Source organism: Hymenobacter rigui (genome assembly GCF_003944715.1).
Lineage (GTDB): Bacteria > Bacteroidota > Bacteroidia > Cytophagales > Hymenobacteraceae > Hymenobacter > Hymenobacter rigui.
In genome coordinates this window covers 23714-44639 of record NZ_RWIT01000010.1, presented here as the reverse complement: position 1 = coordinate 44639, position 20926 = coordinate 23714, and the positions used below count along the sequence as shown (strand labels likewise).

General features: G+C 59.0%; 21 protein-coding genes, 1 tRNA gene, 1 other RNA gene and 1 riboswitch. Of the genes, 8 read left to right on the top strand and 15 right to left on the bottom strand.

The annotated features are described in order from the left end of the window. Window positions 1–55: 55 nt before the first annotated feature. Window positions 56–946, bottom strand: a complete 891-nt coding sequence (locus EI291_RS16265; RefSeq protein WP_125422326.1) for a CPBP family intramembrane glutamic endopeptidase — start codon at window positions 944–946, stop codon at window positions 56–58. Between the two features lie 110 nt (window positions 947–1056). Continuing rightward, the gene (locus EI291_RS16260) at window positions 1057–2514 is read right to left on the bottom strand and encodes an amino acid permease (RefSeq protein WP_125422323.1); all 1458 of its coding nucleotides are present in this window, start codon (window positions 2512–2514) and stop codon (window positions 1057–1059) included. 303 nt (window positions 2515–2817) lie between these two features. Next, window positions 2818–2910: riboswitch (SAM riboswitch) on the bottom strand. Window positions 2911–3268: 358 nt separating this feature from the next. Between EI291_RS16260 and EI291_RS16255 the strand changes: the two genes are divergently transcribed. Further along, window positions 3269–3709: a guided entry of tail-anchored proteins factor 1 gene (locus EI291_RS16255; RefSeq protein ID WP_125422320.1), complete on the top strand. Its 441-nt coding sequence runs from the start codon at window positions 3269–3271 to the stop codon at window positions 3707–3709. Between the two features lie 197 nt (window positions 3710–3906). Here the strand turns inward: EI291_RS16255 and EI291_RS16250 are convergent, their stop codons facing one another. Both EI291_RS16250 and EI291_RS16245 read right to left on the bottom strand, forming a co-directional pair. Beyond that, window positions 3907–4641 (bottom strand): EcsC family protein, encoded by a 735-nt coding sequence (locus EI291_RS16250; protein ID WP_125422317.1) that lies wholly within the window; start codon window positions 4639–4641, stop codon window positions 3907–3909. Continuing rightward, entirely contained in the window at window positions 4638–5678 is a 1041-nt protein-coding gene (locus tag EI291_RS16245) for a Gfo/Idh/MocA family protein (RefSeq protein WP_240635570.1), read from the bottom strand. Before EI291_RS16245 ends, EI291_RS16250 begins: the two co-directional genes overlap by 4 nt. A gap of 110 nt (window positions 5679–5788) precedes the next feature. Here EI291_RS16245 and EI291_RS16240 point away from each other — a divergent pair, with 110 nt between their 5' ends. Further along, window positions 5789–6505, top strand: a complete 717-nt coding sequence (locus EI291_RS16240; protein ID WP_125422296.1) for a M48 family metallopeptidase — start codon at window positions 5789–5791, stop codon at window positions 6503–6505. An 85-nt stretch (window positions 6506–6590) separates the two neighbouring features. On the opposite strand, the gene EI291_RS16235 is transcribed toward EI291_RS16240, so the two are convergent. Together EI291_RS16235 and EI291_RS16230 are read right to left on the bottom strand one after the other, a co-directional pair. Continuing rightward, window positions 6591–7400, bottom strand: a complete 810-nt coding sequence (locus EI291_RS16235) for a M48 family metalloprotease (RefSeq protein WP_125422293.1) — start codon at window positions 7398–7400, stop codon at window positions 6591–6593. Between the two features lie 104 nt (window positions 7401–7504). Beyond that, window positions 7505–8665 (bottom strand): DegT/DnrJ/EryC1/StrS family aminotransferase, encoded by a 1161-nt coding sequence (locus EI291_RS16230; RefSeq protein ID WP_125422291.1) that lies wholly within the window; start codon window positions 8663–8665, stop codon window positions 7505–7507. 169 nt (window positions 8666–8834) lie between these two features. On the opposite strand from EI291_RS16230, the gene EI291_RS16225 reads away from it, so the two are divergent. After that, window positions 8835–9695 (top strand): DUF6565 domain-containing protein, encoded by an 861-nt coding sequence (locus EI291_RS16225; RefSeq protein ID WP_125422288.1) that lies wholly within the window; start codon window positions 8835–8837, stop codon window positions 9693–9695. A gap of 81 nt (window positions 9696–9776) precedes the next feature. Here EI291_RS16225 and EI291_RS16220 read toward each other — a convergent pair whose 3' ends face one another. From EI291_RS16220 to EI291_RS16195, 6 genes are all read right to left on the bottom strand, one after another. Next, on the bottom strand, window positions 9777–10667 hold the full coding sequence (locus tag EI291_RS16220) for a glycosyltransferase family 2 protein (protein WP_125422285.1): 891 nt from the start codon (window positions 10665–10667) through the stop codon (window positions 9777–9779). A 174-nt stretch (window positions 10668–10841) separates the two neighbouring features. After that, window positions 10842–11531 (bottom strand): cell division ATP-binding protein FtsE, encoded by a 690-nt coding sequence (locus EI291_RS16215; RefSeq protein ID WP_125422282.1) that lies wholly within the window; start codon window positions 11529–11531, stop codon window positions 10842–10844. 50 nt (window positions 11532–11581) lie between these two features. After that, window positions 11582–11785: a fructose-6-phosphate aldolase gene (locus EI291_RS16210; RefSeq protein WP_125422278.1), complete on the bottom strand. Its 204-nt coding sequence runs from the start codon at window positions 11783–11785 to the stop codon at window positions 11582–11584. A gap of 103 nt (window positions 11786–11888) precedes the next feature. After that, window positions 11889–12545, bottom strand: a complete 657-nt coding sequence (gene fsa, locus EI291_RS16205; RefSeq protein ID WP_125422276.1) for a fructose-6-phosphate aldolase — start codon at window positions 12543–12545, stop codon at window positions 11889–11891. Window positions 12546–12771: 226 nt separating this feature from the next. Continuing rightward, an RNA gene (ffs, locus tag EI291_RS16200) (signal recognition particle sRNA small type) lies at window positions 12772–12868 on the bottom strand. Between the two features lie 123 nt (window positions 12869–12991). Next, window positions 12992–13462, bottom strand: coding sequence for a carboxypeptidase-like regulatory domain-containing protein (locus EI291_RS16195; RefSeq protein WP_125422273.1), 471 nt, complete (start codon window positions 13460–13462; stop codon window positions 12992–12994). A gap of 324 nt (window positions 13463–13786) precedes the next feature. On the opposite strand from EI291_RS16195, the gene guaA reads away from it, so the two are divergent. Continuing rightward, on the top strand, window positions 13787–15319 hold the full coding sequence (gene guaA / locus EI291_RS16190; protein ID WP_125422270.1) for a glutamine-hydrolyzing GMP synthase: 1533 nt from the start codon (window positions 13787–13789) through the stop codon (window positions 15317–15319). 55 nt (window positions 15320–15374) lie between these two features. Here the strand turns inward: guaA and EI291_RS16185 are convergent, their stop codons facing one another. Together EI291_RS16185 and EI291_RS16180 are read right to left on the bottom strand one after the other, a co-directional pair. Then, window positions 15375–17258 carry a DUF4153 domain-containing protein gene (locus EI291_RS16185; protein ID WP_125422266.1) on the bottom strand — a complete coding sequence of 628 codons (1884 nt, stop codon included), beginning with the start codon at window positions 17256–17258 and terminating at the stop codon, window positions 15375–15377. Between the two features lie 130 nt (window positions 17259–17388). Then, window positions 17389–17470, bottom strand: a tRNA-Leu gene (locus tag EI291_RS16180). 249 nt (window positions 17471–17719) lie between these two features. Between EI291_RS16180 and EI291_RS16175 the strand changes: the two genes are divergently transcribed. Next, a complete protein-coding gene (locus tag EI291_RS16175) occupies window positions 17720–18190 on the top strand; it encodes a low affinity iron permease family protein (RefSeq protein WP_125422263.1) in 471 nt (156 codons plus the stop codon). Window positions 18191–18251: 61 nt separating this feature from the next. Here EI291_RS16175 and EI291_RS16170 read toward each other — a convergent pair whose 3' ends face one another. Then, window positions 18252–18929, bottom strand: coding sequence for a Dps family protein (locus EI291_RS16170; protein ID WP_125422260.1), 678 nt, complete (start codon window positions 18927–18929; stop codon window positions 18252–18254). Between the two features lie 123 nt (window positions 18930–19052). On the opposite strand from EI291_RS16170, the gene EI291_RS16165 reads away from it, so the two are divergent. From EI291_RS16165 to EI291_RS16155, 3 genes are read left to right on the top strand one after another with little or no spacing between them, the layout of a single operon-like run. Then, window positions 19053–19757 carry a VIT1/CCC1 transporter family protein gene (locus EI291_RS16165; protein WP_125422257.1) on the top strand — a complete coding sequence of 235 codons (705 nt, stop codon included), beginning with the start codon at window positions 19053–19055 and terminating at the stop codon, window positions 19755–19757. Between the two features lie 56 nt (window positions 19758–19813). After that, complete coding sequence (locus EI291_RS16160) at window positions 19814–20239, top strand: hypothetical protein (RefSeq protein WP_125422254.1); 426 nt, start codon at window positions 19814–19816, stop codon at window positions 20237–20239. Window positions 20240–20284: 45 nt separating this feature from the next. Further along, entirely contained in the window at window positions 20285–20806 is a 522-nt protein-coding gene (locus tag EI291_RS16155) for an MOSC domain-containing protein (protein WP_125422252.1), read from the top strand. Window positions 20807–20926: the final 120 nt, after the last annotated feature.

Here is a 20926-nt window from a genome sequence, read left to right as displayed (position 1 = left end):
TTGGGTTTTCACGTAGTGGCTCGCGATGGTAGGCGCAGGGTTTCGCGATGGCCGTTCAGATGCCGGCCGGCAGCAGCACGTCCGGTTCCGTTGGGTCAGTAGACGACGAGTGGGCTGATGGAGGGGAAGTGGTCCGATGCACCTGCCACAGCAAGCCCAACAGCACCAGCGCACTCAGCGCTACTACCGCGGCGTAGGCCCAGGGGTGGCCAAAGGCGGCTACCGCATCATCGGTAGCTTTACCACCTTTCTGATGCAGCATAGCATTGAATGCGAAGAAGTTGTTGATAAAATGCGCGCCCATGCACAGCCACAAAGAGCGGGTGCGGTAATACAGCCAGCCCATCAGCAGCCCCAATCCAAACGTAGCTAAGCTCTGGGGTGGATTCATGTGCATTATCCCAAAAATCAGGGCCGACTGGCCGATGGCAATCCACGGACGGTTGGGGAAGTTGCGCAACAGGCCCTGGAGCACCACACCGCGCAGTAGCAGCTCTTCCAGCACCGGGGCCACTACACACAACATCAGAAACCCAACGACCGGCACTTTCATCAGTTCCCGGTAAGTTTCGCCGGAGGAGAATTTGGGCAGATGCAGAAACTGAATCAGCGTCAGTACCATATCGGCCGATAGTACCAGCACAGGCAACGCGAGCAACAGCCATCCGGGCACTTGGCCGTGCAGGTTGATGCCGGGCCAGCGAAGACCCTGCTTCCACCGCAGAAACCCCAGCACAGCACAGTTGGTCCCAATCCCAATGAGCAATAGCGCAATGGGCCGGGGCACTCCCAGCAGCTTCTCCCCTACCAGAAAAATGGGCAGGCCAATCAGTAAAGACAGTAACAGGTACCACCCCAGAAACCCCCAGCTTTCCTTGATAGTCGGATATACGGGAGCCGGCGGACTGGATGCCGCTACATGCGCTTCGATAACAATAGATTCCACGAAAAAGACAGAACAGTATGTGCGTCAAAGCTACGTCCAAACCGCTCCGAAACGCAAACAGCCGGAACCTTCCGGCCCCGGCTGTCACTATTAGCACATCCCGCCAATTCTTAATTCTCAATTTTTAATTCCTCAGCCTGCCCCAGCTTGCTGTGCTTGCGGCCGTAGCCGAAGTAGATAGCCAGGCCGATGGCCAGCCACACGGCCAGCCGCAGCCAGGTTTCCCAGGGCAACGACACCATCATCACCACGCAGGTGAGAATACCCAGGATAGGTACCACCGGCACCCAGGGCGTGCGGAACCCGCGCGGGGCGTCGGGCTCGCGCTTGCGCATGATGAGGATGCCTACGCACACCATCACGAAGGCCAGCAGCGTGCCGATGCTCGTCATTTCGCCCACCACCGAAATGGGCACGAAGCCCGCAAATAGCGCAATGAACAGCCCCAGCAGCAGGTTCGACTGCAGCGGCGTGCGGAACCGTTCGTGAATCCGGGCGAAAACCGGGGGCAGCAGGCCGTCTTTGGCCATGCTGAAGAACACCCGGCTCTGGCCCAGCAAATCCACCAGAATCACGGACGTGTAACCGATGATGATAGCCAGAATCACGGCCGACGACAGCCACGCATACGGCGTTTTCTCGATGGCAATGGCTACCGGCGCGGCGCTGTTCTTGAACTCGGTGTAGTTGGCCAGGCCCGTCATCACGTGCCCGAACAGCACGAACAGCACGGTGCAGATCAGCAAAGAGCCGATAATGCCGATGGGCATGTTGCGCTGCGGATTCTTGGTTTCCTGGGCCATGGTGGCCACAATATCAAACCCGATGAACACGAAGAACACCACGCCCGCCCCGCGCAGAATGCCGCTCCAGCCGAACTCGCCGAAGGTGCCGGTGTTTTCGGGAATATAAGGTTGGTAGTTAGCAGGGTCGATGTACTGCCAGCCCAGGGCAATAAACACCAGCACCACGGCCACCTTCAGCGTCACCACCAGCGCGTTAAACCACGCCGAGCCCGACGTGCCGCGGATAATGATCATCGTAATAGCCAGCACGATGAGCATGGCGGGGATATTCACGAAGCCGTGCACCTGCACCCCACTAGCCAGCTTGGCGGTTTCAAAGGGCGACATGACCAGCTGCGGGGGCAGATTGATACCGTATTTGCTCAGAAACTTAAGCAGGTACTGCGACCAACTGATGGCTACCGTGGCCGCGCCCACCGAGTACTCCAGCACCAAATCCCAGCCGATAATCCAGGCAAACAGCTCGCCCATGGTGGCGTAGGCGTAGGTGTAGGCCGAGCCGGCCACCGGCACCATCGAGGCAAACTCGGCGTAGCATAGGGCCGAGAAGGCGCAGCCCACCGCGGCCACCACAAACGAGAGCGTCACGGCCGGGCCGGCGTTGTTGGCGGCGGCAATGCCGGTGAGCGAGAACAAACCCGCCCCAATAATCACCCCAATGCCGATGGCAATGAGGTTGAAGCCATTCAGGCTTCGTTTCAGCGTTCCGGCGCCGGTTTCGGCCGCCTCCTGCCGCAGCAGGTCAAGTGATTTTCTTAGCATACAGGGGTACACCGGGCTTCGGCCCGGCAGGTCGTAAAAAGGAGAAAGTAAGCAGATGAAGCAGCCGGCCCCGCGCCAGCAGTGGCACGGTCAGAAGCTCAGAAGGATGGCAACAGGCGCAGTCCTGGGCCGGCAGGAGACACAGCGGGCCAACCGCCGTCTATCAGCGCTGGGCTCCGGAATTCTTACCTAGCAACAACAACGCGGGCTACAACAGGCTGCAGCCGAGCCCAAAGGGCACGAAACGGCGGCAGAAACGGTAACACGGGCTGGTAAGCAGGGCAAAAAGCGCACGGCAACTTGTTTTTATATGGTCAGGAATTGGCACCGTTCCGCAGCTTGCGGGTGGTTGCCGACGCGTCATCGAGCCTGTCTCTCAGCGCCTCTGTATAAAAACAATCCTTTGGCTAGAAAGAATTGATGCAACAAAGGTAAAGCCGGATTGCTGCCCCCGCAAACCCACCCACTCCGGTCCGGTACTGCAGGCAGCCAACCGGTGGTTGGGGCCGGCTTCCGCGCCGCCAGTCCGGCGTACTATTCCCACTCTGCCGACCGCTACCAAGCAGCCCTCTGCTTCCGCCGCTGAACCCCAAAAACCTGCGACGCACGCCGAAAACGAAGGTTTAACGGAGAAATTTATATTTTTCTCGGGCTGGTTTTGGCCGAAACTGGCACCGGAGTTGCAACTGTCCGAACAACCGTCGGCTGGTACGCCGCGGCTTCCCTTGCATTCAACTCCAACTCACATAGCATCATGAAAAAGCTCCTGGTTCTCTTCGCCGCCTTCTCTCTGTCTGCCGCTGCCGCCTCGGCTCAAACCACGCCCGTAAAAGCTGCTCACGGCCAGCACATGAAAGGCGACCATACCGCCAAAACGCCCGAGCAGCGCGCCGACCGTGCCGCCCAGGCCCTTACCAAGCAGCTCGGCCTCTCGGCTGCCCAAACGGCCCAGGTTCGCCAGCTCCACCTCGACCGCGCCCGGCAGATGGACGCTCATAAAGCCCAGGCCCGCACTGCCACCGCCGCCGATAAAAAGCAGCACCACGAGGCCATGAAGGCCGAAAAAGCCCAGTACGACGCCAAGCTCAAGCAAATCCTGAGCGCCGACCAATACGCCAAATACACCCAGCGCCAAGCCGACAAAATGGCCAAACACAAAGCCCACCGTCAGGATATGAAGCAGGGCAAAAGCTAATCCTCTCTCCCATTTACCGAAAAGCCCCGACGAAGTTCGTCGGGGCTTTTTTCGTGTTGAGTTTTTGCTTGAACCTGTCATCCTAAGCGCCGCGAAGGACCTTAATACGTTAGAAAGAACAGTTGCCATAGCAACGACTCGTTCCATCGTTATAAGGTCCTTCGCGGCGCTCAGGATTACAGAATGATTACAACATGCTACCGGAGTTCCGGCAGTGGCTGATGCTCAGCGAACCAGCGCAGGCGGTAGCACATGATGGCCGTTTCGCCGAGCTGCTCTAGCAGGCGGTAGTTGGCCACCGCCCCCACCGCTGCCCCGATGACGGGCACTAGCTGGGCCAGCTTGGCCAGGTCGATATAGTCGCGGTACTCCTGCTGGAACGTGCGCCAGTCGAACGACTCGGCCGTGACCTGTTGCTGCGTGGCGGGCCAGTCGGCGAGTTGGTGGTAGGTTTCGCGGCGGGTATGCTGGCTGCTGAAGGCCAATTGGAAGATGTGCAGCAGATAGAGCCGCTCCGGGAACTGGCGTACATCGTGGCCGTAGAGGGCGGCAATGTCAAACAGCAGCTTGAGCTTGATGCCCAGCAGCAGCGGAAAATCGGCCAGGCCCAGCAGGAAACCGCCGGCCCCGGTCACGCCACCCTCCACCGCCGCCGTGTTCCGGTACGCCCGAATGCGCGCCCGCACCCGCTCCTCCCGCTCCTGCAACGTACCCTCCAAAACCGGCTTCTGAGTGGTATGCGTGGAACTGAACAACACGCCCTGCACCATTTTCTGAATGGCCACGGTAATAGCCACGTGTACCTTCTCGGGCAGCAGGGCATTCAGGCGGGCCTGCACCCGGCGCGTCACGCGGTTGAGCAGCGTGGGTTTCTGCTGCATCTGCCGCTGCCAGGCGTGCAGGTCGGTCAGGGCTTGCTGGGAGTAGTTCATAGCTTTGCTTTCAACGCATACATCCGCTCAATCATTTCCACCACTTTCAGGCCTTCCAAGGCGTTGGTGGTGGCCTGGCCGCGCTGGCGCAGGGTGTCCACCACGTTATCAATGACGTGGACGTGGTTGGCCGCCGAGCCCTGATAAGCGCCGTACTGGTTAGCGGGGTTGGTGGGGGCCAGTTCAGGTAGCTGGTAGTCCTGCAAGTGGCAATACTCCACCTTATCCATATACTGACCGCCCAGGCGCAGGCTGCCGTGCTCGGCCACCACCGTAAGGGAGCTTTCCAGGTTCCGGTCCCACACGGCGGTGCTGTACTGCAGCGTGCCGCTGCCCCCGCGCACTAGGTCAAACGTCACCAGTCCGCTGTCCTCAAACTCGGTAAGGTGCTGGTGGTTGAAGTTCTGGAAGCGGGCCTGGATATTCTCGATGTCGCCGAACACCCAGTACAGCAAATCCACGAAGTGGCTGAACTGTGTGAACAGCGTGCCGCCATCCAGCGCCTGGGTGCCGTGCCAGCTGCCGGGCGTGTAGTACCGCTCGTCGCGGTTCCAGAAGCAGTTGAGTTGCACCAAGTACACCTGCCCCAGCCGGCCCTCATCCACCACCTGCTTCAGCCAGGCGGCCGGGGGCGAGTAGCGGTTCTGCATCACCCCAAACACCAGCCGGCCGGTTTGCCGGGCCATATCCACCACGGCTTGGGCATCGGCGGTGCGCAGCGCCAGGGGCTTTTCGATGACTACGTGCAGCCCCGCTTGCAGACCGGCAATGGCCTGAGCAGCGTGCAGGCCATTGGGAGTGGCTACCGTCAGCACGTCGGTGGCGGGGCCATGAGCCAGGTATTCATCGAGGGAAGAGAAGAACGGCACCCCCGGAAACTCCCGGGCCAGCTCGGTAGCCAGTTCGGGCCGCACGTCCACCAGGGCTACCAGCTGGGCTCCGGAGTGGCGGGCGACCAGCGCGGCGTGGCGGCGGCCAATGTGGCCTACTCCGCAAATAACAAATCGGACGGGTGGAAGAATAGCTGAAGCGGGCACAAAGGGGACTTGGAGGAATCAGCCCGCAAACTGCGAAAAAACGGCCGGTTGTACATACCCGATAATCCGGAAGCCGGGTGCAACTTTGTAGATGTTACCCCCAATCCAATATGCCTCTTACCCGTATTGCCGGCCTGGAAGTTGATTTAATTCGCAAGAAAATACGCAGTCTGCGGCTTACCGTGTACGCGGGCGGCCGCATTCGGGTGGCAGTACCCCAACACGCTTCCGAAGCTGCCATCGAGCAGTTTGTGCAGGCCCGTCGTGCCTGGATTCAGCAGCACCAGCAGCGTTTTGCGGCCCATACGCCCCGCCCAACGCTGCAGTACGTGAGCGGAGAGCAGGTAGAATACCTCGGACAGCCCTACGAGCTGGTGATTGTACCTTCTTCAATCCGGCCCACAGTGGTGGTGCAGGATACGCAGCTGCAGTTGCACATGCCCGCTGCCAGCACTGCTGCTCAGCGCGAAGCCGTACTAACACACTGGTATCGGCTGCAGCTCAAGCAAATGCTGCCCGATTTACTATTGAAATGGCAACCCGTGGTGGGCCGGCAGGCGGCTAGTTGGGGTGTAAAACAGATGCGTACCCGCTGGGGCACCTGCAACATCGGGGCCCGCCGGATCTGGCTGAATCTGGAGTTGATCAAGCGCCCCCAAGAGTGCCTGGAGTACGTAGTGGTGCACGAGCTGGTACACCTGCATGAGCGGCTTCATAACGCCCGTTTCTGGGGGCTAATGGACCTGTTTATGCCCAACTGGCGCCAGTACAAAGCTGATTTGAATCAGGTCCGGCTAGCCCCCGGCACCCCGCCCGATGCCGACTGAAACGCGGATGATGCAGAGAAAAAGGAGGACGCCGATAATGGGTATCCATCATCGGCGTCCTCCTTTTTCTCTGCATCATCTGTGATTACAGCAGCCGCTTCAACTCGTTGAAGTTGGTGTTGCTCACGTTGCGGTTGGTGCACCCTAATTGCTGGGCGCTTTTCTGGATGTTCTGAATGCGGGAGCCGGGGTTGGGGTGAGTACTCAGGAACTCCGGCGTACCGGCCCCACCGGCTTTTTCTGCTTTAATAAAAAACCCGGCGGCCCCGTCGCAGGCGTAGTAGCGGGTGCCGTTGAGGTAGATGGTGGAATACTTATCGGCCTCGGTCTCGTAGGTGCGGCTGAATTTGAGCTGGCCGATACCGGCGGCAATCTGCACCAGCTGGTTGGAAGACCGGTTGCCCAGCAGCAGCCCCAGCAGCAGGCTAGTGCCATATTGTTTCTGCAGCATCTGGGTGCTGTGCCGACGGTCGGCATGGGCTATTTCGTGGCCCAGCACCCCGGCCAGCTGGTTCTCATTATCTAGGAACTTTACCAAGCCCGTAAACACGTAAATGTGGCCGCCGGGTGTGGCAAAGGCATTCTGGGTGGCATCGTCCTTAATGAGCTTCACATCCCACGGAAATTGCGTGCGGTACTTGATGTTGCCGTTGTCCAGCACGCGCTTTACCACCCCATCCAGCAGCTGATACGCCCGGGCATTGTTGGCGCGGGTCATCAGCTGGCCTTTGGCCTGGTACAGCGAATCGGTTTGGTGGGCCACCTGGTTACCCAGGGCAATATCCTGATCAATGGAAAACAAGCTGAAGCCCTGGGCGGGCTTGTTGATAGCAGCAGTGGTGAGGGCGGCTACGCCGGCCAGCGGCAGCAGCACAGTCAGCAAAGAACGGCGCATGAGGGAAGACTTAGGTCGAGAAATGATGTACTGATACGGCAAAAAGAAAAAACGGTGCCAAAACAGTTTGCCTCTCGTCCGTAGCACCTTACTTCTCCAGATTATCAGACCTGCTCAGCCCACTTCCGGATGCTGCTCGCAACGTATTCAACCTGCCCGAGGGGCATGGTAGGATGAATTGGTAACGACAGCACCGTGCGGCACAGGCGCTCTGCCACCGGAAACTGCCCCTCCCGATACCCGAGATACTGATATGCCGGCTGCAAGTGGTTGGGCAGCGGATAATACACCTGGCTGGGCACGCCGCGCGCGCCCAGGTACTGCTGCAAAGCGTCGCGGCGGCCTGGCACATCCGCTACGGTGATGGTGTACTGATGGAATACGTGGGTGCTGCGCGGGTCGCGGGCGGGTGGCTGCACGCCCGGCACATCGGCCAGTAGCGCATCGTACCAGGCGGCTACGCGCTGGCGAGCCGCTGTCCAGGTGGGCAGATGCGGCAGTTTCACCCGCAGCAGGGCCGCCTGCAGGGTATCGAGCCGGGAGTTGAGCCCAACGTGCTGGTGGTGGTATTTGCGCGTCTGACCGTGGTTGGCCAGTTGCCGCAGGTAGTCAGCTCGTTCCGCATCCCGCGTGAAAAGGGCCCCACCATCACCAAAGCCGCCCAGATTTTTACTCGGGAAGAACGACGTGGTGCCCACCTCCCCCACTGTACCCGCCACCCAGGTCTCACCCCCGCTGGTCTGGAAAGTAGCCCCGATGGCTTGGGCATTATCCTCAATCAGGGCTACGCCCCGGCTTGTGGCCATCTGGCGCAACGCTTCCAGATCAGCACATTGCCCGAACAGGTGTACGGCCACTATAGCACCGGTACGCGCAGTTATGGCAGCTTCGGCGGCGGCCGGGTCGAGGTTGAAGGTATCGGGCCGCACATCAACCGGCACCGGCACCAGCCCAAGCACCGCCGCCGCCTCCAGCGTAGCCACGTAGGTAAAGGCCGGCACCAGCACCTCAGTGCCCGTCGGCAGATTCAGGCTCATCAAAGCCAGCTGCAGCGCATCGGTGCCGTTAGCGCAGGGTATTACGTGAGGGCCGCCCAGATACTGACTCAGCTCCTGGGCAAATGCCCCAACGGCCGGGCCCTGGATAAACTGTCCCGCTGCCAGTGTGGCGTGCGCCGCGGCAGCCAGTTCAGCCTGAATCGGGGCGTGCTGGGCTGCCAGGTCCAGCAGATGAATTGTGGGCAGAACAGCGTCAGCAGAGGGCATGGAAACCAGTAATAAAGCCAGGCAAGTGGCCAAAGATACGTGGTACCTCGCTCCGCCCTTCTGCGAGAGTTGGCCGTAACCGCAGGGCCGGCCCTTTCGTTAAGCCCAACAGGTGGCTGCTTTGGTGTGGCCGCCGTAGCACTTCTCTCCCAACTCCACTCCCGCTGCTATGTTCAGAAAAACCCTCACTCTCCAGGCCCTTGCTGCTACCCTGCTGCTGGGCGGCGCTACCCTCACCAGCTGCAACCAGGCTCAGAAACAGGAAATGTCGGTCGAAAGCGAGCAGGCCTACAACGACTTCAAAACCTTTGTGGCTGACACCGAGGCCAAAACTGATGCTGTAGCTTCCGAAGCCGAAGCCGACTACGACCGGGAAACCACCCAGCTGAAATCGGACTTTGATGCCAAAGTAGCTGCCGTTGACCGATACGCCGACCAGTACGATGATGCCCGCCGCCAGGAAATTGAGCAGCTGCGCACCCGCTACACCACCGCGTACGACAAGCGCGAAATGGCCTGGAAAAACCGTCCCGGCGCTACCGCTGCCATGACGGGCACCACTACCGGTGCACCCGTTATGGGCAAATACTACAAGCTCAGCTCGCCAGCCAGCCGCGTTACAGCTGCCAATGCCCGCCAGATTTACGAGGCGTTTGTGCGCGACATCAAGGTAAACGAGGATAAATACGACATCAACGACTGGCGCAACATCAACGCCGAATGGCGGGCCCTGGACGAGGCTTACGACAAGGTGAAGAAGGATATTCCGGCCGGCGACTTGGCCGAAATCCAGAAGGAGAAGTTGAAATATGCCGCCTTCAAATCGTATGATAAAGCCGAAGCCCGCGCCGCACAAGGAGCCGATGCCACCGAACGGGAAGCTGAAAAAGTAGCCGACAACACTCAGGATGAGCGCTCAGCCGTAGGCCAGGCAGCCAAAAACACGGCCCAGGACGTGAAAAATGCCGGCAAGAAAGTTGGCGGTGCCGTGAAGGACGTGTTCGACGGTAAGGACGACAAGAAGAACTAGCTTACAAGCTACCCACGATATACAACAGGCCGGCTTCCGTACGCGGGAGTCGGCCTGTTATCGTTTAGACGGTACTGGCTGCTAGCGCAGCTCATTAAGCAGCCAGTACAGCTTCAGCGCATCCAGTTGGCGCAGACTGGGGCGGTTAGAGAGCAGATTGCGTCGCACTTGCTCCCGGCGCAAGCCAAACGCTGTCCGTACGGCTTCGCTCAGGCCCCACCGTTTCAGGCGCAGCGCGGCCCGCAGTAGCTTGGTATCGGCGCCCAGCCCTTCGGCCTGGTAGAGTTGCACCAGGTTGCGCACCGCGTCGTGGGTTTTCTGCAGAAAGATGGGGGCCGGCTCCAGCCCATCGTGCAGCACCGGGTTGTCCAGGTGCAGCACCTTCACGCCGGCCCGGCGCAGGTACCAGCCGAATTTAGTATCCTCGTGGCCATATCGGGTCAGGTTTTCATCCAGCCCCAGCCGGCGAAACAGTTCTGCCTGAATCAATAAATTATTCAGGGTAAGCTGGCCGTGGGGAGCCTGCTGGCGCACCGCGGCCGGCCGGGCCTCCCGATGTCGGCCGTAAAGCCAGCGGAGCCGCAACGCCGTTTCCGGTGGCGGTGCCATCTCGTAGGTGGTACCACCGGAAAGCACGGGTGCCTGCTCGCGGGCCGCAGCGTACCGCGCCAGGAACTGCGTATCCGGCAGCCGGCTGTCGTTGTCCAATAGCAGCAGCCACTTGTAGCGGGCCGCAGCGGCCAGTTGGTTGCGGATGGCAGCCCGGCCTACATTGCAGCCCAGCTCCCGGTACAGTACGCCCGGCACCTGAGCCAGCTCCCGATTCTTCACCCGAAACTCCTCATGCGAGCCATCATCCAAACAGTGAATTTCCAGTGGGCCGCCCCAGTCAGGGGCTTGTGCCAACAGGGCGCGTACCAACGGCCGCACATCATAGTTGAACACCGGAATCAGTACCGAAAGCCCTGTCATTCTTAGCAAAGAAAGCAGAAAGGAGATAATAGCCGAGTGGTCGGCCGCGCAGCGGCCGTGCTCTGAAGCAGGAGTTCCAAAACGCCGGTTAAGTTGTCAGCAGTTCGCACTTTTTTGTATTCGCCAGACGAAATACAACGCAAAAATCTGATATACAGAATACTACAACATCGGCTACGTTAGCTCAAATGGTGTTACGGCCGAATCAATCAACTGGCCTTGCTCACACTTCAGCACCCGGTGCGGGTACTGCTGAATCAGCTGGTAGTTGTGGGTGGCCATCAGCACCGCCGTGCCTGCGTTGTTGATTTCCTGAAACAGGCGCATAATGCTGTCGGCCACGTCGGGGTCGAGGTTGCCGGTGGGTTCATCGGCCAGCAGCAGCACGGGCTCGTTCAGCAGGGCCCGGGCAATAACTACCCGCTGCTGTTCGCCGCCCGAAAGCTGGTGCGGCATTTTAGCGGCCGAATTGGCCAGTCCCACCCGCATCAGCACCTCCGAGATACGCTGCTGCTTGCGGGCTTTGCCCTTCCAGCCGGTGGCATTAAGCACAAACAGCAGATTTTCGGCCACGGTGCGGTCGAACAACAGCTGAAAATCCTGGAAGATGATACCCAGCTTGCGGCGCAGATAGGGTACTTTATCGGTGCTGCCTTTCTTGGGCAGGGTAAAGCCGGCTACGGCTCCCGTACCGGCCGGCAGGGGCAAATCGGCGTACAGGGTTTTCAGCAGGGAGCTTTTGCCGGAGCCGGTGCGCCCCACCAGATACGCAAACTCTCCTTTTTCCAGCGCAAACGTCACCTTTTGCAGCACCGTATTTACGTCCTGCATAATATAGGCGTCGTGCAGCTCCAGTATGGTCATACGATATAGAATTTAGCCGAAATGCGTACTTGTTCCGAGGAACAGCGGGTTCAGATTTCCAGCTTCTGCAGTTTACCGAACTCCAGCCCGGCAATTACGTCCGATAAGGCCTCTTCCTTACCCGCCAGTCCGTACCGGTGCAGGTCCTTCAACGGACGGTCGGCCCGGAAGTAGGCAACCAGCACAAACTCCTCGTCCCGCAACTGAATGTAGTCCGGAATTTTGGCCTTGCCTTTTACTTTGATGATGTACACGGCTGTATCGGTTATGAATTATGAGTTATGAATTATGAGTTGTGGATGGTATCTGCACCCGCTTCATAATTCATAACTCATAACTCAGTATTCATACCTCAAATTACCCGTTTACCTTTTTGTGGTCGGCCAGGAAGGTAGCCAGGCCCTTGTCGGTGAGGGGGTGGTTGAGCAGACCGGTAATGACGTTGAGCGGGCAGGTTACCACATCGGCCCCCAGCTCGGCGCACTGAATCAGGTGGGGTACGTGGCGCACGGAGGCGGCCAGCACCTGCGTGGGGTAGCCGTAGTTCGAGAAGATGTCCACAATCTGCTGAATCAGCAGCAGACCATCGGCCCCGATATCATCCAGACGGCCCACGAAGGGCGACACGTAAGTGGCACCGGCCTTGGCAGCCAGCAGCGCCTGCCCGGCCGAGAAAATCAGCGTGCAGTTGGTTTTAATGCCTTTCTCCGAGAAATATTTGATGGCTTTCACGCCTTCCCGGATCATGGGCACCTTCACCACAATGTTGGGGTGCAGCTCGGCCAGGGCCTCGCCCTCCCGGATGATACCCTCGAAGTCGGTGGCAATTACCTCGGCCGACACGTCGCCATCCACCAGTTCGCAGATCTGGCGGTAGTGCGACATCACGGCATCAGTGCCTTTGATGCCTTCCTTGGCCATCAGGGAGGGGTTTGTGGTTACACCGTCGAGCACACCGAGCTCCACGGCTTCCTGAATTTCCTTCAGGTTGGCGGTATCAATGAAAAATTTCATGCGGGTAGGTTGGGAAAACAACAATGCCCCAAAGCTAACCACTGATTGCCCGGATTACGCGCGAATTTCCCGGATTTTGTAGCTGACCCGGGCCCACAGCCATTTTCAGCAAGGCATCAGAACGAAGAAAGCGGCCCTGGGGGCCGCTTTCGTATCGTTTTTGCCGGAGGCGAATTATCCTCAGAATCTGTGGAACCTGCGCGCAGTCCCGGCAACCAATGGGCAAAAAAAAGCGAGCCAAAATCGCACCGCTCAACCGTCTACCCTTGCTACCTTCCGGTCCTGGGGGAGTTCAACAGGAGCTGGTCGTTCTGACTCGCCGTTGCAAAGATAGGAACCTATCTGGCGGATTAAGCGCAATGGGCCATTCTTTTTTCTGATGTGCGGATATCATCAAGAGAATCAGCCGCTTTTTTTGCTGACTACCACAATAGGCTCCTGTTTTTTTAGTGCTTCCAGGCTTTTACAGCCGCTTTGCTGCGCTTTTTCAGGTCGCGCTTGTAGCCTTCAATCGGCTCCAGCTTGAACAGCAGGTCGGCCGGGCCCCGGGCAATGCACTCGGCATCCTGGTAGCCGGCAAAGCTCACGCGCACCACCGGCGCGGGCCCGGCTACAGGTAGCAGGTAGTCGCCGGAGGAGTTGGTACTGACGGAATGCAGCTGGTCGCCGGCCACCATCACCGTAGCCCCCATCAGCGGGTTTCCCCATTCATCCACCACGTTGCCGGCCAGAATCTTCTTTTCGGGTTTTGCCACCTCGCGGACAGTTGAAACCGGTAGGACTTCGGCCAGTAACTCTGGCCGGGCGGCCGGGGCTGGCTCGGCAGCAGGCTCAGGGGTTTGCTGCGCCAGCGCAGCAGCAGGCAGCACCAGTGCGCCCAGCAACGACAATGCTAACAAGGGTAGAGTAGAATGCATAGCAAGCAGGTGAAGGATGAATACCGGAACCAGCACAAATATCAGCCTGCTTCATGCGCACGTAAAGGCAAGCCCCGACGCGTTTGTGACTAGCAATAACCTCAGAAAATGATTGCACTTAGAGGATAAACCTGCTTGAATATCGACTAGGAACTCTTTGTATACTTTGCAGCCCCTGCGTAGGATATGATTGCTGTGACATCCACTTTCCCCAGCTTCCCGCTCCTGTTTTTACAAAACCGGCTTACCCCAATTTGTGATTCATCACGCAGAAAAAGCCGGCAAGGATAGGTCTGGTCTGAAATCTGTACGCTAATTTTGCCCATGCCTCAACAGATTCTGATTCTTGATTTTGGGTCGCAGTACACCCAGCTCATTGCCCGGCGCATCCGGGAATTGAATGTTTACTGCGAAATTCATCCGTATAACCACGCCCCGGCCCTCACTGAGGATATCCGGGGCGTTGTGCTTTCGGGTTCCCCCTGTTCCGTGCGCGACGCCGACTCGCCCAACCCCGATCTGAGCCGCTACCTGGGCCAGGTACCGGTGCTGGGCGTATGCTACGGGGCGCAGCTGCTGGCGCACCAGCAAGGTGGCGAGGTACTGCCTGCCACCATCCGCGAGTACGGCCGGGCCCGCCTCAGTCGCGTGCACCACGACTCGCCGCTGCTGCACGGTGTGCCCACCGAGTCGCAGGTGTGGATGTCGCACGGCGATACGATCAAAGCGCTGCCGGACGGCTTCGATATTGTGGCCAGCACACCCGAGGTAGCCGTAGCCGCCTTCAAAATTGCCGGTCAGGAAACCTACGGTATCCAGTTCCACCCCGAGGTGACGCACTCGACGGACGGCAAAACCCTGCTCCAGAATTTCGTGGTGAACATCTGCGGGCTGGACCAGAGTTGGACCCCGGAACACTTCGTAGACTCGATGGTGGAAACCCTGCAGCGCACCATCGGTGAGGAAGACCAGGTGATACTGGGCCTTTCGGGTGGCGTGGATTCATCGGTGGCGGCGTTGCTGCTGCACAAAGCCATTGGGAAGCGTCTGCACGGCATCTTCGTGAACAACGGGCTGCTGCGCAAGGATGAGTACGAGCAGGTGCTCCACTCCTACCAGGGCCTGGGCCTGAACGTGCGCGGCGTGGATGCCTCGCAGGAGTTCTACGACTCGCTGGCCGGCCTCACCGACCCAGAGCTAAAGCGCAAAGCCATCGGCCGCACCTTTATTGAGGTGTTCGACCGGGAAGCGCAGAAAGTGGAAGGGGCCCGCTGGCTGGCCCAGGGCACCATCTACCCCGATGTAATTGAGTCGGTATCGGTGAAGGGTCCGGCCGTGACCATCAAGAGCCACCACAACGTGGGCGGCCTGCCCGAGAAGATGAACCTACGGATTGTGGAGCCGCTGCGGGCTTTGTTCAAGGACGAGGTGCGCGAAGTGGGCCACACCCTGGAGCTGCCCGAACACATCCTGCACCGCCACCCCTTCCCCGGTCCTGGCCTGGGCATCCGCATCCTCGGCGACATCACGCCCGAGAAAGTGGACCTGCTGCAGCGCGCCGACGCCATCTTCATCAACGGGCTAAAAGAGCACGGCCTCTACGAGAAAGTGTGGCAGGCCGGCGCAATGCTGCTGCCGGTGCAAAGCGTGGGCGTGATGGGCGACGAACGGACCTACGAGCGGGTAGTAGCCCTGCGCGCCGTAACCAGCGTGGACGGCATGACGGCCGACTGGGCCCACCTACCCTACGAGTTCCTGGCCGAGGTGAGCAACAAAATCATCAACCAGGTGCGCGGCATCAACCGCGTGGTATATGATATCAGCTCCAAGCCCCCAGCAACCATTGAGTGGGAATAATTCATCCTAGAATAGAACACAATGCCCGAAGCGTATAGTACGCTTCGGGCTTTTCTCATTTTACCTCCAATATTGCATCCCCGCCATACGTATATTCTTCGCTATTAGCAGACTCGTTCTTTGTTCTGTTTACGTAACTCAGATATAGGTGCAACGCAGCTTGCTCATTGCGGACGTGCAGGGTAAGTCGCTGCGCCGGTAAGGGAACTGAAGTAAAACCGGAGTTACCGCTACGTACTATCAATGAATCGCAAAAGGCCGCCATATTCATTCTCAGAACAGGTTTCCAACCGTTCGAATCAGTCCGCTGTCTCAGCTCCAAGTACTGACCCTGAGGTGTTTTTACTAGTTGAAAGGTACCTTCCCGAAGCGGTAATTCAGCCTGGCTGTCATTTCCTGGATTCCGATATGCTGATAAATCCAAGGTGCGAAGCCAGTACCGACCCTGGCCCAATGGCTGAGCATCCAAATGCTCAGTAGTAAAAGAAAAGTGCGTATCATCTATATCATCTGTTCCATACTCATTCCGCTCTGGGACTCCGCTAACGGCATAAAGCTGCCTCCTTTGCTGATACGTGCGGGCCCACCCGGACCTCTTCAGGAGCGAATCCGATACAGTAAGCTTTGTGGCAAAAAAGGGCTGAAGTTTTTCAACTGCCTCCCGGTCTGCGAAGAAGTCAAAGATGGAGCTGATGCGCTTGCGGGCCTCTTTGGGCAGATTGGGCACCCGCTTCCCCGCCCCATCCAGCTTACCATCCTTCAACAGCCCGTACTGCGCGCTGATTTCGCGGAACTGATTGAGTTGACTCCGCTGGGCCACGGCGAATGCGCCCCAGGGCCCGCCGGCCGCCAGAAAGGCCACTACCGCCAAGGAAGCCGGAATCCAGATGATGCCCTGCCCCCGTCGCACTAGGAAGTAGATGGCAATACCGAACAGCCAGGCCGCCAGCACCAGCACGAAATACCGCTCCTCAGTGATGCCATAGGCCCGGATGCGGGTGCTGATGGCCACGGCCAGCAACCCCAGCAACGGGAACAGCGCCCGGTAAAACCACCGCCCGAACGTGCGAATCCAGGTATTTTCGGCGGCGTGGCGGACGGGATGAATCAACAGCAGCGCAAAAATGCCGGCCACCGAAAACGCCAGAATCAGGATGGACACCCACCCTTCGGGCAGCTCCCAACTCACCACAATGCGGGCCATATAGGCGTACAGAATACCCAGGTACAGCACCACCAGCGGCAGCAGTACAAACTGAGTAAATACTTTCAACCCCTTGGGGTAACTGGCTTCCTGCTCCAGCGCCGCAAAATCATGCGGCACGCCGGCCAGGAAAAACCAGGTGTTGAAGATGGAGCCCAGCACCACGAATAAATCGGCGTACACCCGCGGCTTGATATCCACGAAAAACAGGTTTTCGACGGCCACCAAGGCCAGCGCACAGCCCGCAAACAGCACCCCGGAGTATAGTCCGGCCGTGAGAATGCGCAGAAAAAGTGTCTCGTTATAACGCCAAAAACCCGGCGTATCGGCTTGGCGGCGCAATTCGGAGAGGTAAGGGCCAGCGGCTACGGCCAGATGCGTACCCAGCAGCAGCAGGGCCAGCCGGGTACCCCATTCCGGATTGGGCTCGGTGGGAGCCGCGGCGTACCACAACGCCAGCAGCCCCAGCACCGCTGCCAGGGAGCCCCACCGCAGCACCGGCCGCCACTGGTACCGCTCGGCCGTGAGGGCCACCGCCAGCGTACCTGACAAGCCCAGCCCCGCCGCCGACAGCAGCGGAAACAGCCAGTCCAGATGCTGCTTCTCCTGGTAGTTGAGGTGGTTGATGTAGATGCCCACGCTGCACAGCACTACATCGCACAGCAGTGTGAGGGGGAAGCGGCGCACCACGCAGGCGGCTTCGGCAGCTACTTGCTGCAAAGAGGGTAATTTCATGAAGGCACCGGAATAGGCCGCCAAGAAACGAAAAGAACCGGACCTGCTACTTGCCTTGCGGGAGACTTTTCCAATCCATTCGGAAAACAAAAACGCCGCTTCGGCGAACCGAAGCGGCGTTTTGGAAGAGTGCGCGCGGGGAGATTCGAACTCCCACACCCGAAGGCACCACCCCCTCAAGATGGCGTGTCTACCAGTTTCACCACGTGCGCAGTTGATGGCAAGCACTCCTTTACTCGGGCAGAAGCTGTTGCTTCCGGATTCACTGAGGCGGCGAATCGAGGACAAAAGTAGAGGGTTACCGGCAAGGCTGCAACCTTCCGCTGCTTTTTTTGCGCTTTCCAGCTTGAATAAATCGGGTTCCGGCTCACTATCAGCCTGAAAAAAATCATTTGCCGTTCATCAACTGTCCCTGAATTTTACCTGCTTCACCCTCTGTCCGGCCCCGGCCCACCGCTTCCATGACTACCCAACCCGCAACTACCAGCACCAACTCCTCCAATTTTTTCGCCCGCTTTGCCGGCAAGGTCACGGCGTGGTCGGGCACCACGGCTGCTTTCTGCCTGGCCCTGGGCACGGTGCTGGTGTGGGCCATTACCGGGCCCCTGTTTCAGTATTCCGAAACCTGGCAGCTGGTCATCAACACCGGCACTACCATCATCACATTTCTCATGGTATTTCTGATTCAACGGGCCCAGAATAAGGATTCGCTGGTGCTGCACCTGAAGCTGAACGAGCTCCTGGCTGCCCACAAAGGAGCCAGCAACCGGCTCATCAATGCCCAGGATTTTTCGGAGGAAGAAATTAACCTGCTGCACGAGTATTTCTGCCTGTTGGCCGATAAAGCCAAGCAGGACCACGACCTGGGCCGCACGCACTCCATTGAAGAAGCTGAGGAAAACCATCAGGAAAAGCGCCGCGCCCACCGCTAATCAAAAAGGCGGCTCCCGGATTGGGAGCCGCCTTTTTGATTAGCGGTGGGCGCGGCGCTGCTTACTCGGCGCGGGCCAGAGGCGTATCTACTACGTGCTCCGAGATAAACCACACCTGCATTTCGTTGGTGCGCATTACGTCGCTTACCACCAAGTCGTTGGTACCATCGTCGCCGGCATCATCAGCTTGTTTGGCGTAATCGTGGCAGTTTTTGAGCATAATCTGGTGGGCTTCCAGCAAACGACCAACCTGCACCGGAGCTTCCTCCCGGTCTTTGGGCGGGCGCGGAATGCTGGTCAACTCGGCTACGTCGGCGGCCATGGCCACGGCCACTCCACCCAGAATCTGAATCCGCTCGGCAATGGTATCTACCAGGGTGCTTTGCTCTTCATAATGCTTATCGTAGAGCAGGTGCAGTTGGTAGAAAGTGGGGCCTACTACCTGCCAGTGGTGTTTTTTGTATAAATCACGCAGGGTGATGGTATCGGCCAGCAACTGGTTGAGCTGGGTTACGCTCTGCTGACGGGTCTTCTCGTCGAGGCCGATGGGCAGGCGTTGCGACACGGTGCCATACTTCTGCAGCGGGGCCGGGGCGTTGAACTGCTGGTTCAGGATGGGCTGCACGCTGGGCGTGCCGGTGGCTTTGGCAGCCGGAGCAGCGGCCGCACGTTTGGGAGCCGATGCTTTGGGTGCGGCGGCTTTGGCGGCCGGAGCCGCTTTGGCAGGTGATTTAGCCATGATAGTGTTCGGGAGAAAGAATAAGTTCGGAGAATGAAACTGTGGGCTGGGAAAGCCGACTGTTTGCTCCGCATACGCGTATAGTCAGGCCCAGGTTAATCTCCAGCCCCCTTTTTTCTCCCAATGCAGCACGTACACCCACACCCCGAAGATCACCTCACCAGTTCGGCCATGCTACAGGACATCGTTATTGGCCTGTCGGATGGGCTGACCGTGCCGTTTGCGCTGGCCGCCGGACTGAGCGGGGCCGTGCAGTCGTCGGGGCTGGTTATTACGGCCGGGCTGGCCGAGGTGGTGGCGGGCTCCATTGCCATGGGCCTGGGTGGCTACCTGGCCGGCCGCACCGAGGTGGAACATTACGAGTCGGAACTGCAGCGGGAGTATCAGGAAATCAAGGATGTGCCCCACGTGGAGCGGGCCGAGGTAGACGAGCTGCTCCAGGAAATGGGCTTATCGGAGGCTACCCGCGAGCAGGCCGTGCGCGAATTGACCGCCGACCCTGACCAGTGGGTGCGCTTCATGATGAAGTACGAGCTGGGCCTGGAGAAACCCGATCCACGGCAGGCACCCAAAAGCGCCTTTACCATCAGTGCGGCCTATGCCGTAGGCGGCCTGATTCCGCTCAGCGCCTATTTTCTCACCAGCACCCCCACCCAGGGCCTGCTGTGGTCGGCGGTAATTACCTTAGTTTGCCTGCTGATTTTCGGGTACCTGAAAAGCAGCATGACCGGCCAGCCCCCGGTACTGGGGGCCCTGAAAATGGCCGGCACCGGGACCCTGGCCGCCGGGGCCGCCTTTCTGGTGGCCCGGCAGTTTGAGTCACACTAGCTGCTGCTGTACCAGCATCCCTTCCCCTATTCCCCTCGAATCTGCTTGAATTAGCCATGAACGAAGCCCACCTGCACTTACTGCTTAACCACACGCCCATTCTGGGCAGCCTGTTTGGCCTGCTGCTACTGGCGGCCGGATTGTTTAAAGTCAATCAAACTCTCACCCAAACCGGCTTGGTTACGCTACTGGTGGCAGCCCTGCTTTGCCTGCCCACTCAGCTCACCGGCGAGGGCGCAGAAGAAGTAGTTGAGCGGATTCCGGGTATTACACACCAGTTGATTCATGCGCACGAAGAAGCCGCTGAGCTGGGCTTCTGGGCCATTGAGCTGACGGGCGTGGTAGCCCTATTGGGGCTACTGGTGAAGTCCCGTGCCCGTACGTTTACCCTGCTGGCGTTGCTGGGAGCGGTGCTCAGCTTTGGACTGCTGGCCCGCGCCGGTAACCTGGGCGGCCAGATTCGGCACTCCGAAATTCGTTAGGCTCGTAGCCATATCCTAACTCACTCCTAAGCACACGCCTGCTATATGCCTTTTCCTTTTTTTGGTGACGATAAATCAACGATAGCGCGGCTGCTGGGCACGCTCCCGCAACAGGGGCGGCTGGAATGGATTGGGCTGCGGCCCGCCCGGCGCGAGGCCATGCAATCGGTCCTGACGGTGGAAGCCGAAACCGACCGACACCTGCACGGCGACCATGCCCGCCCCAAGCCCGGTGGTAAACGGCAGGTCACTCTGGTTCAGCAGGAGCATTTAGCAGCGGTAGCTGGCTTTCTGGGCTTGCCCGCCCCCGTAGCTCCCGAAAGGTTACGGCGCAACCTAGTGGTAAGCGGCATCAATCTGCTGGCACTGAAGAACCGAAAAATCCGCATTGGTGCGGAGGTTGTGCTGGAAATTACCGGTGAGTGCCACCCCTGCTCGCGCATGGAGGAGGAGTTGGGCCCCGGGGGCTACAACGCCATGCGCGGCCACGGCGGCCTCACGGCCCGCATTGTGCAGGGTGGCACGCTGAAAGCAGGTGATGTGGTGCAGGTAGTGCTGCCGGAATAGCAGCTTACCATTATCCTGAATGACTCCTTTTTGGCTTCATACTGCATTTTTGTGTATTCTTTAGAATTTCTGAAACAGGTATCAGCGGTTAGTTTTTGGGGTTGATCGAGGATATAGCTG

Bases quoted from the DNA above. Each gene is read 5' to 3' on its own strand.
- EI291_RS16260 (WP_125422323.1), bottom strand. From the start codon at position 2,514: ATGCTAAGAAAATCACTTGACCTGCTGCGGCAGGAGGCGGCCGAAACC.
- EI291_RS16255 (WP_125422320.1), top strand. From the start codon at position 3,269: ATGAAAAAGCTCCTGGTTCTCTTCGCCGCCTTCTCTCTGTCTGCCGCT.
- EI291_RS16250 (WP_125422317.1), bottom strand. From the start codon at position 4,641: ATGAACTACTCCCAGCAAGCCCTGACCGACCTGCACGCCTGGCAGCGG.
- EI291_RS16240 (WP_125422296.1), top strand. From the start codon at position 5,789: ATGCCTCTTACCCGTATTGCCGGCCTGGAAGTTGATTTAATTCGCAAG.
- EI291_RS16235 (WP_125422293.1), bottom strand. From the start codon at position 7,400: ATGCGCCGTTCTTTGCTGACTGTGCTGCTGCCGCTGGCCGGCGTAGCC.
- EI291_RS16230 (WP_125422291.1), bottom strand. From the start codon at position 8,665: ATGCCCTCTGCTGACGCTGTTCTGCCCACAATTCATCTGCTGGACCTG.
- EI291_RS16225 (WP_125422288.1), top strand. From the start codon at position 8,835: ATGTTCAGAAAAACCCTCACTCTCCAGGCCCTTGCTGCTACCCTGCTG.
- EI291_RS16220 (WP_125422285.1), bottom strand. From the start codon at position 10,667: ATGACAGGGCTTTCGGTACTGATTCCGGTGTTCAACTATGATGTGCGG.
- EI291_RS16215 (WP_125422282.1), bottom strand. From the start codon at position 11,531: ATGACCATACTGGAGCTGCACGACGCCTATATTATGCAGGACGTAAAT.
- fsa (WP_125422276.1), bottom strand. From the start codon at position 12,545: ATGAAATTTTTCATTGATACCGCCAACCTGAAGGAAATTCAGGAAGCC.
- EI291_RS16195 (WP_125422273.1), bottom strand. From the start codon at position 13,462: ATGCATTCTACTCTACCCTTGTTAGCATTGTCGTTGCTGGGCGCACTG.
- guaA (WP_125422270.1), top strand. From the start codon at position 13,787: ATGCCTCAACAGATTCTGATTCTTGATTTTGGGTCGCAGTACACCCAG.
- EI291_RS16185 (WP_125422266.1), bottom strand. From the start codon at position 17,258: ATGAAATTACCCTCTTTGCAGCAAGTAGCTGCCGAAGCCGCCTGCGTG.
- EI291_RS16175 (WP_125422263.1), top strand. From the start codon at position 17,720: ATGACTACCCAACCCGCAACTACCAGCACCAACTCCTCCAATTTTTTC.
- EI291_RS16170 (WP_125422260.1), bottom strand. From the start codon at position 18,929: ATGGCTAAATCACCTGCCAAAGCGGCTCCGGCCGCCAAAGCCGCCGCA.
- EI291_RS16165 (WP_125422257.1), top strand. From the start codon at position 19,053: ATGCAGCACGTACACCCACACCCCGAAGATCACCTCACCAGTTCGGCC.
- EI291_RS16160 (WP_125422254.1), top strand. From the start codon at position 19,814: ATGAACGAAGCCCACCTGCACTTACTGCTTAACCACACGCCCATTCTG.
- EI291_RS16155 (WP_125422252.1), top strand. From the start codon at position 20,285: ATGCCTTTTCCTTTTTTTGGTGACGATAAATCAACGATAGCGCGGCTG.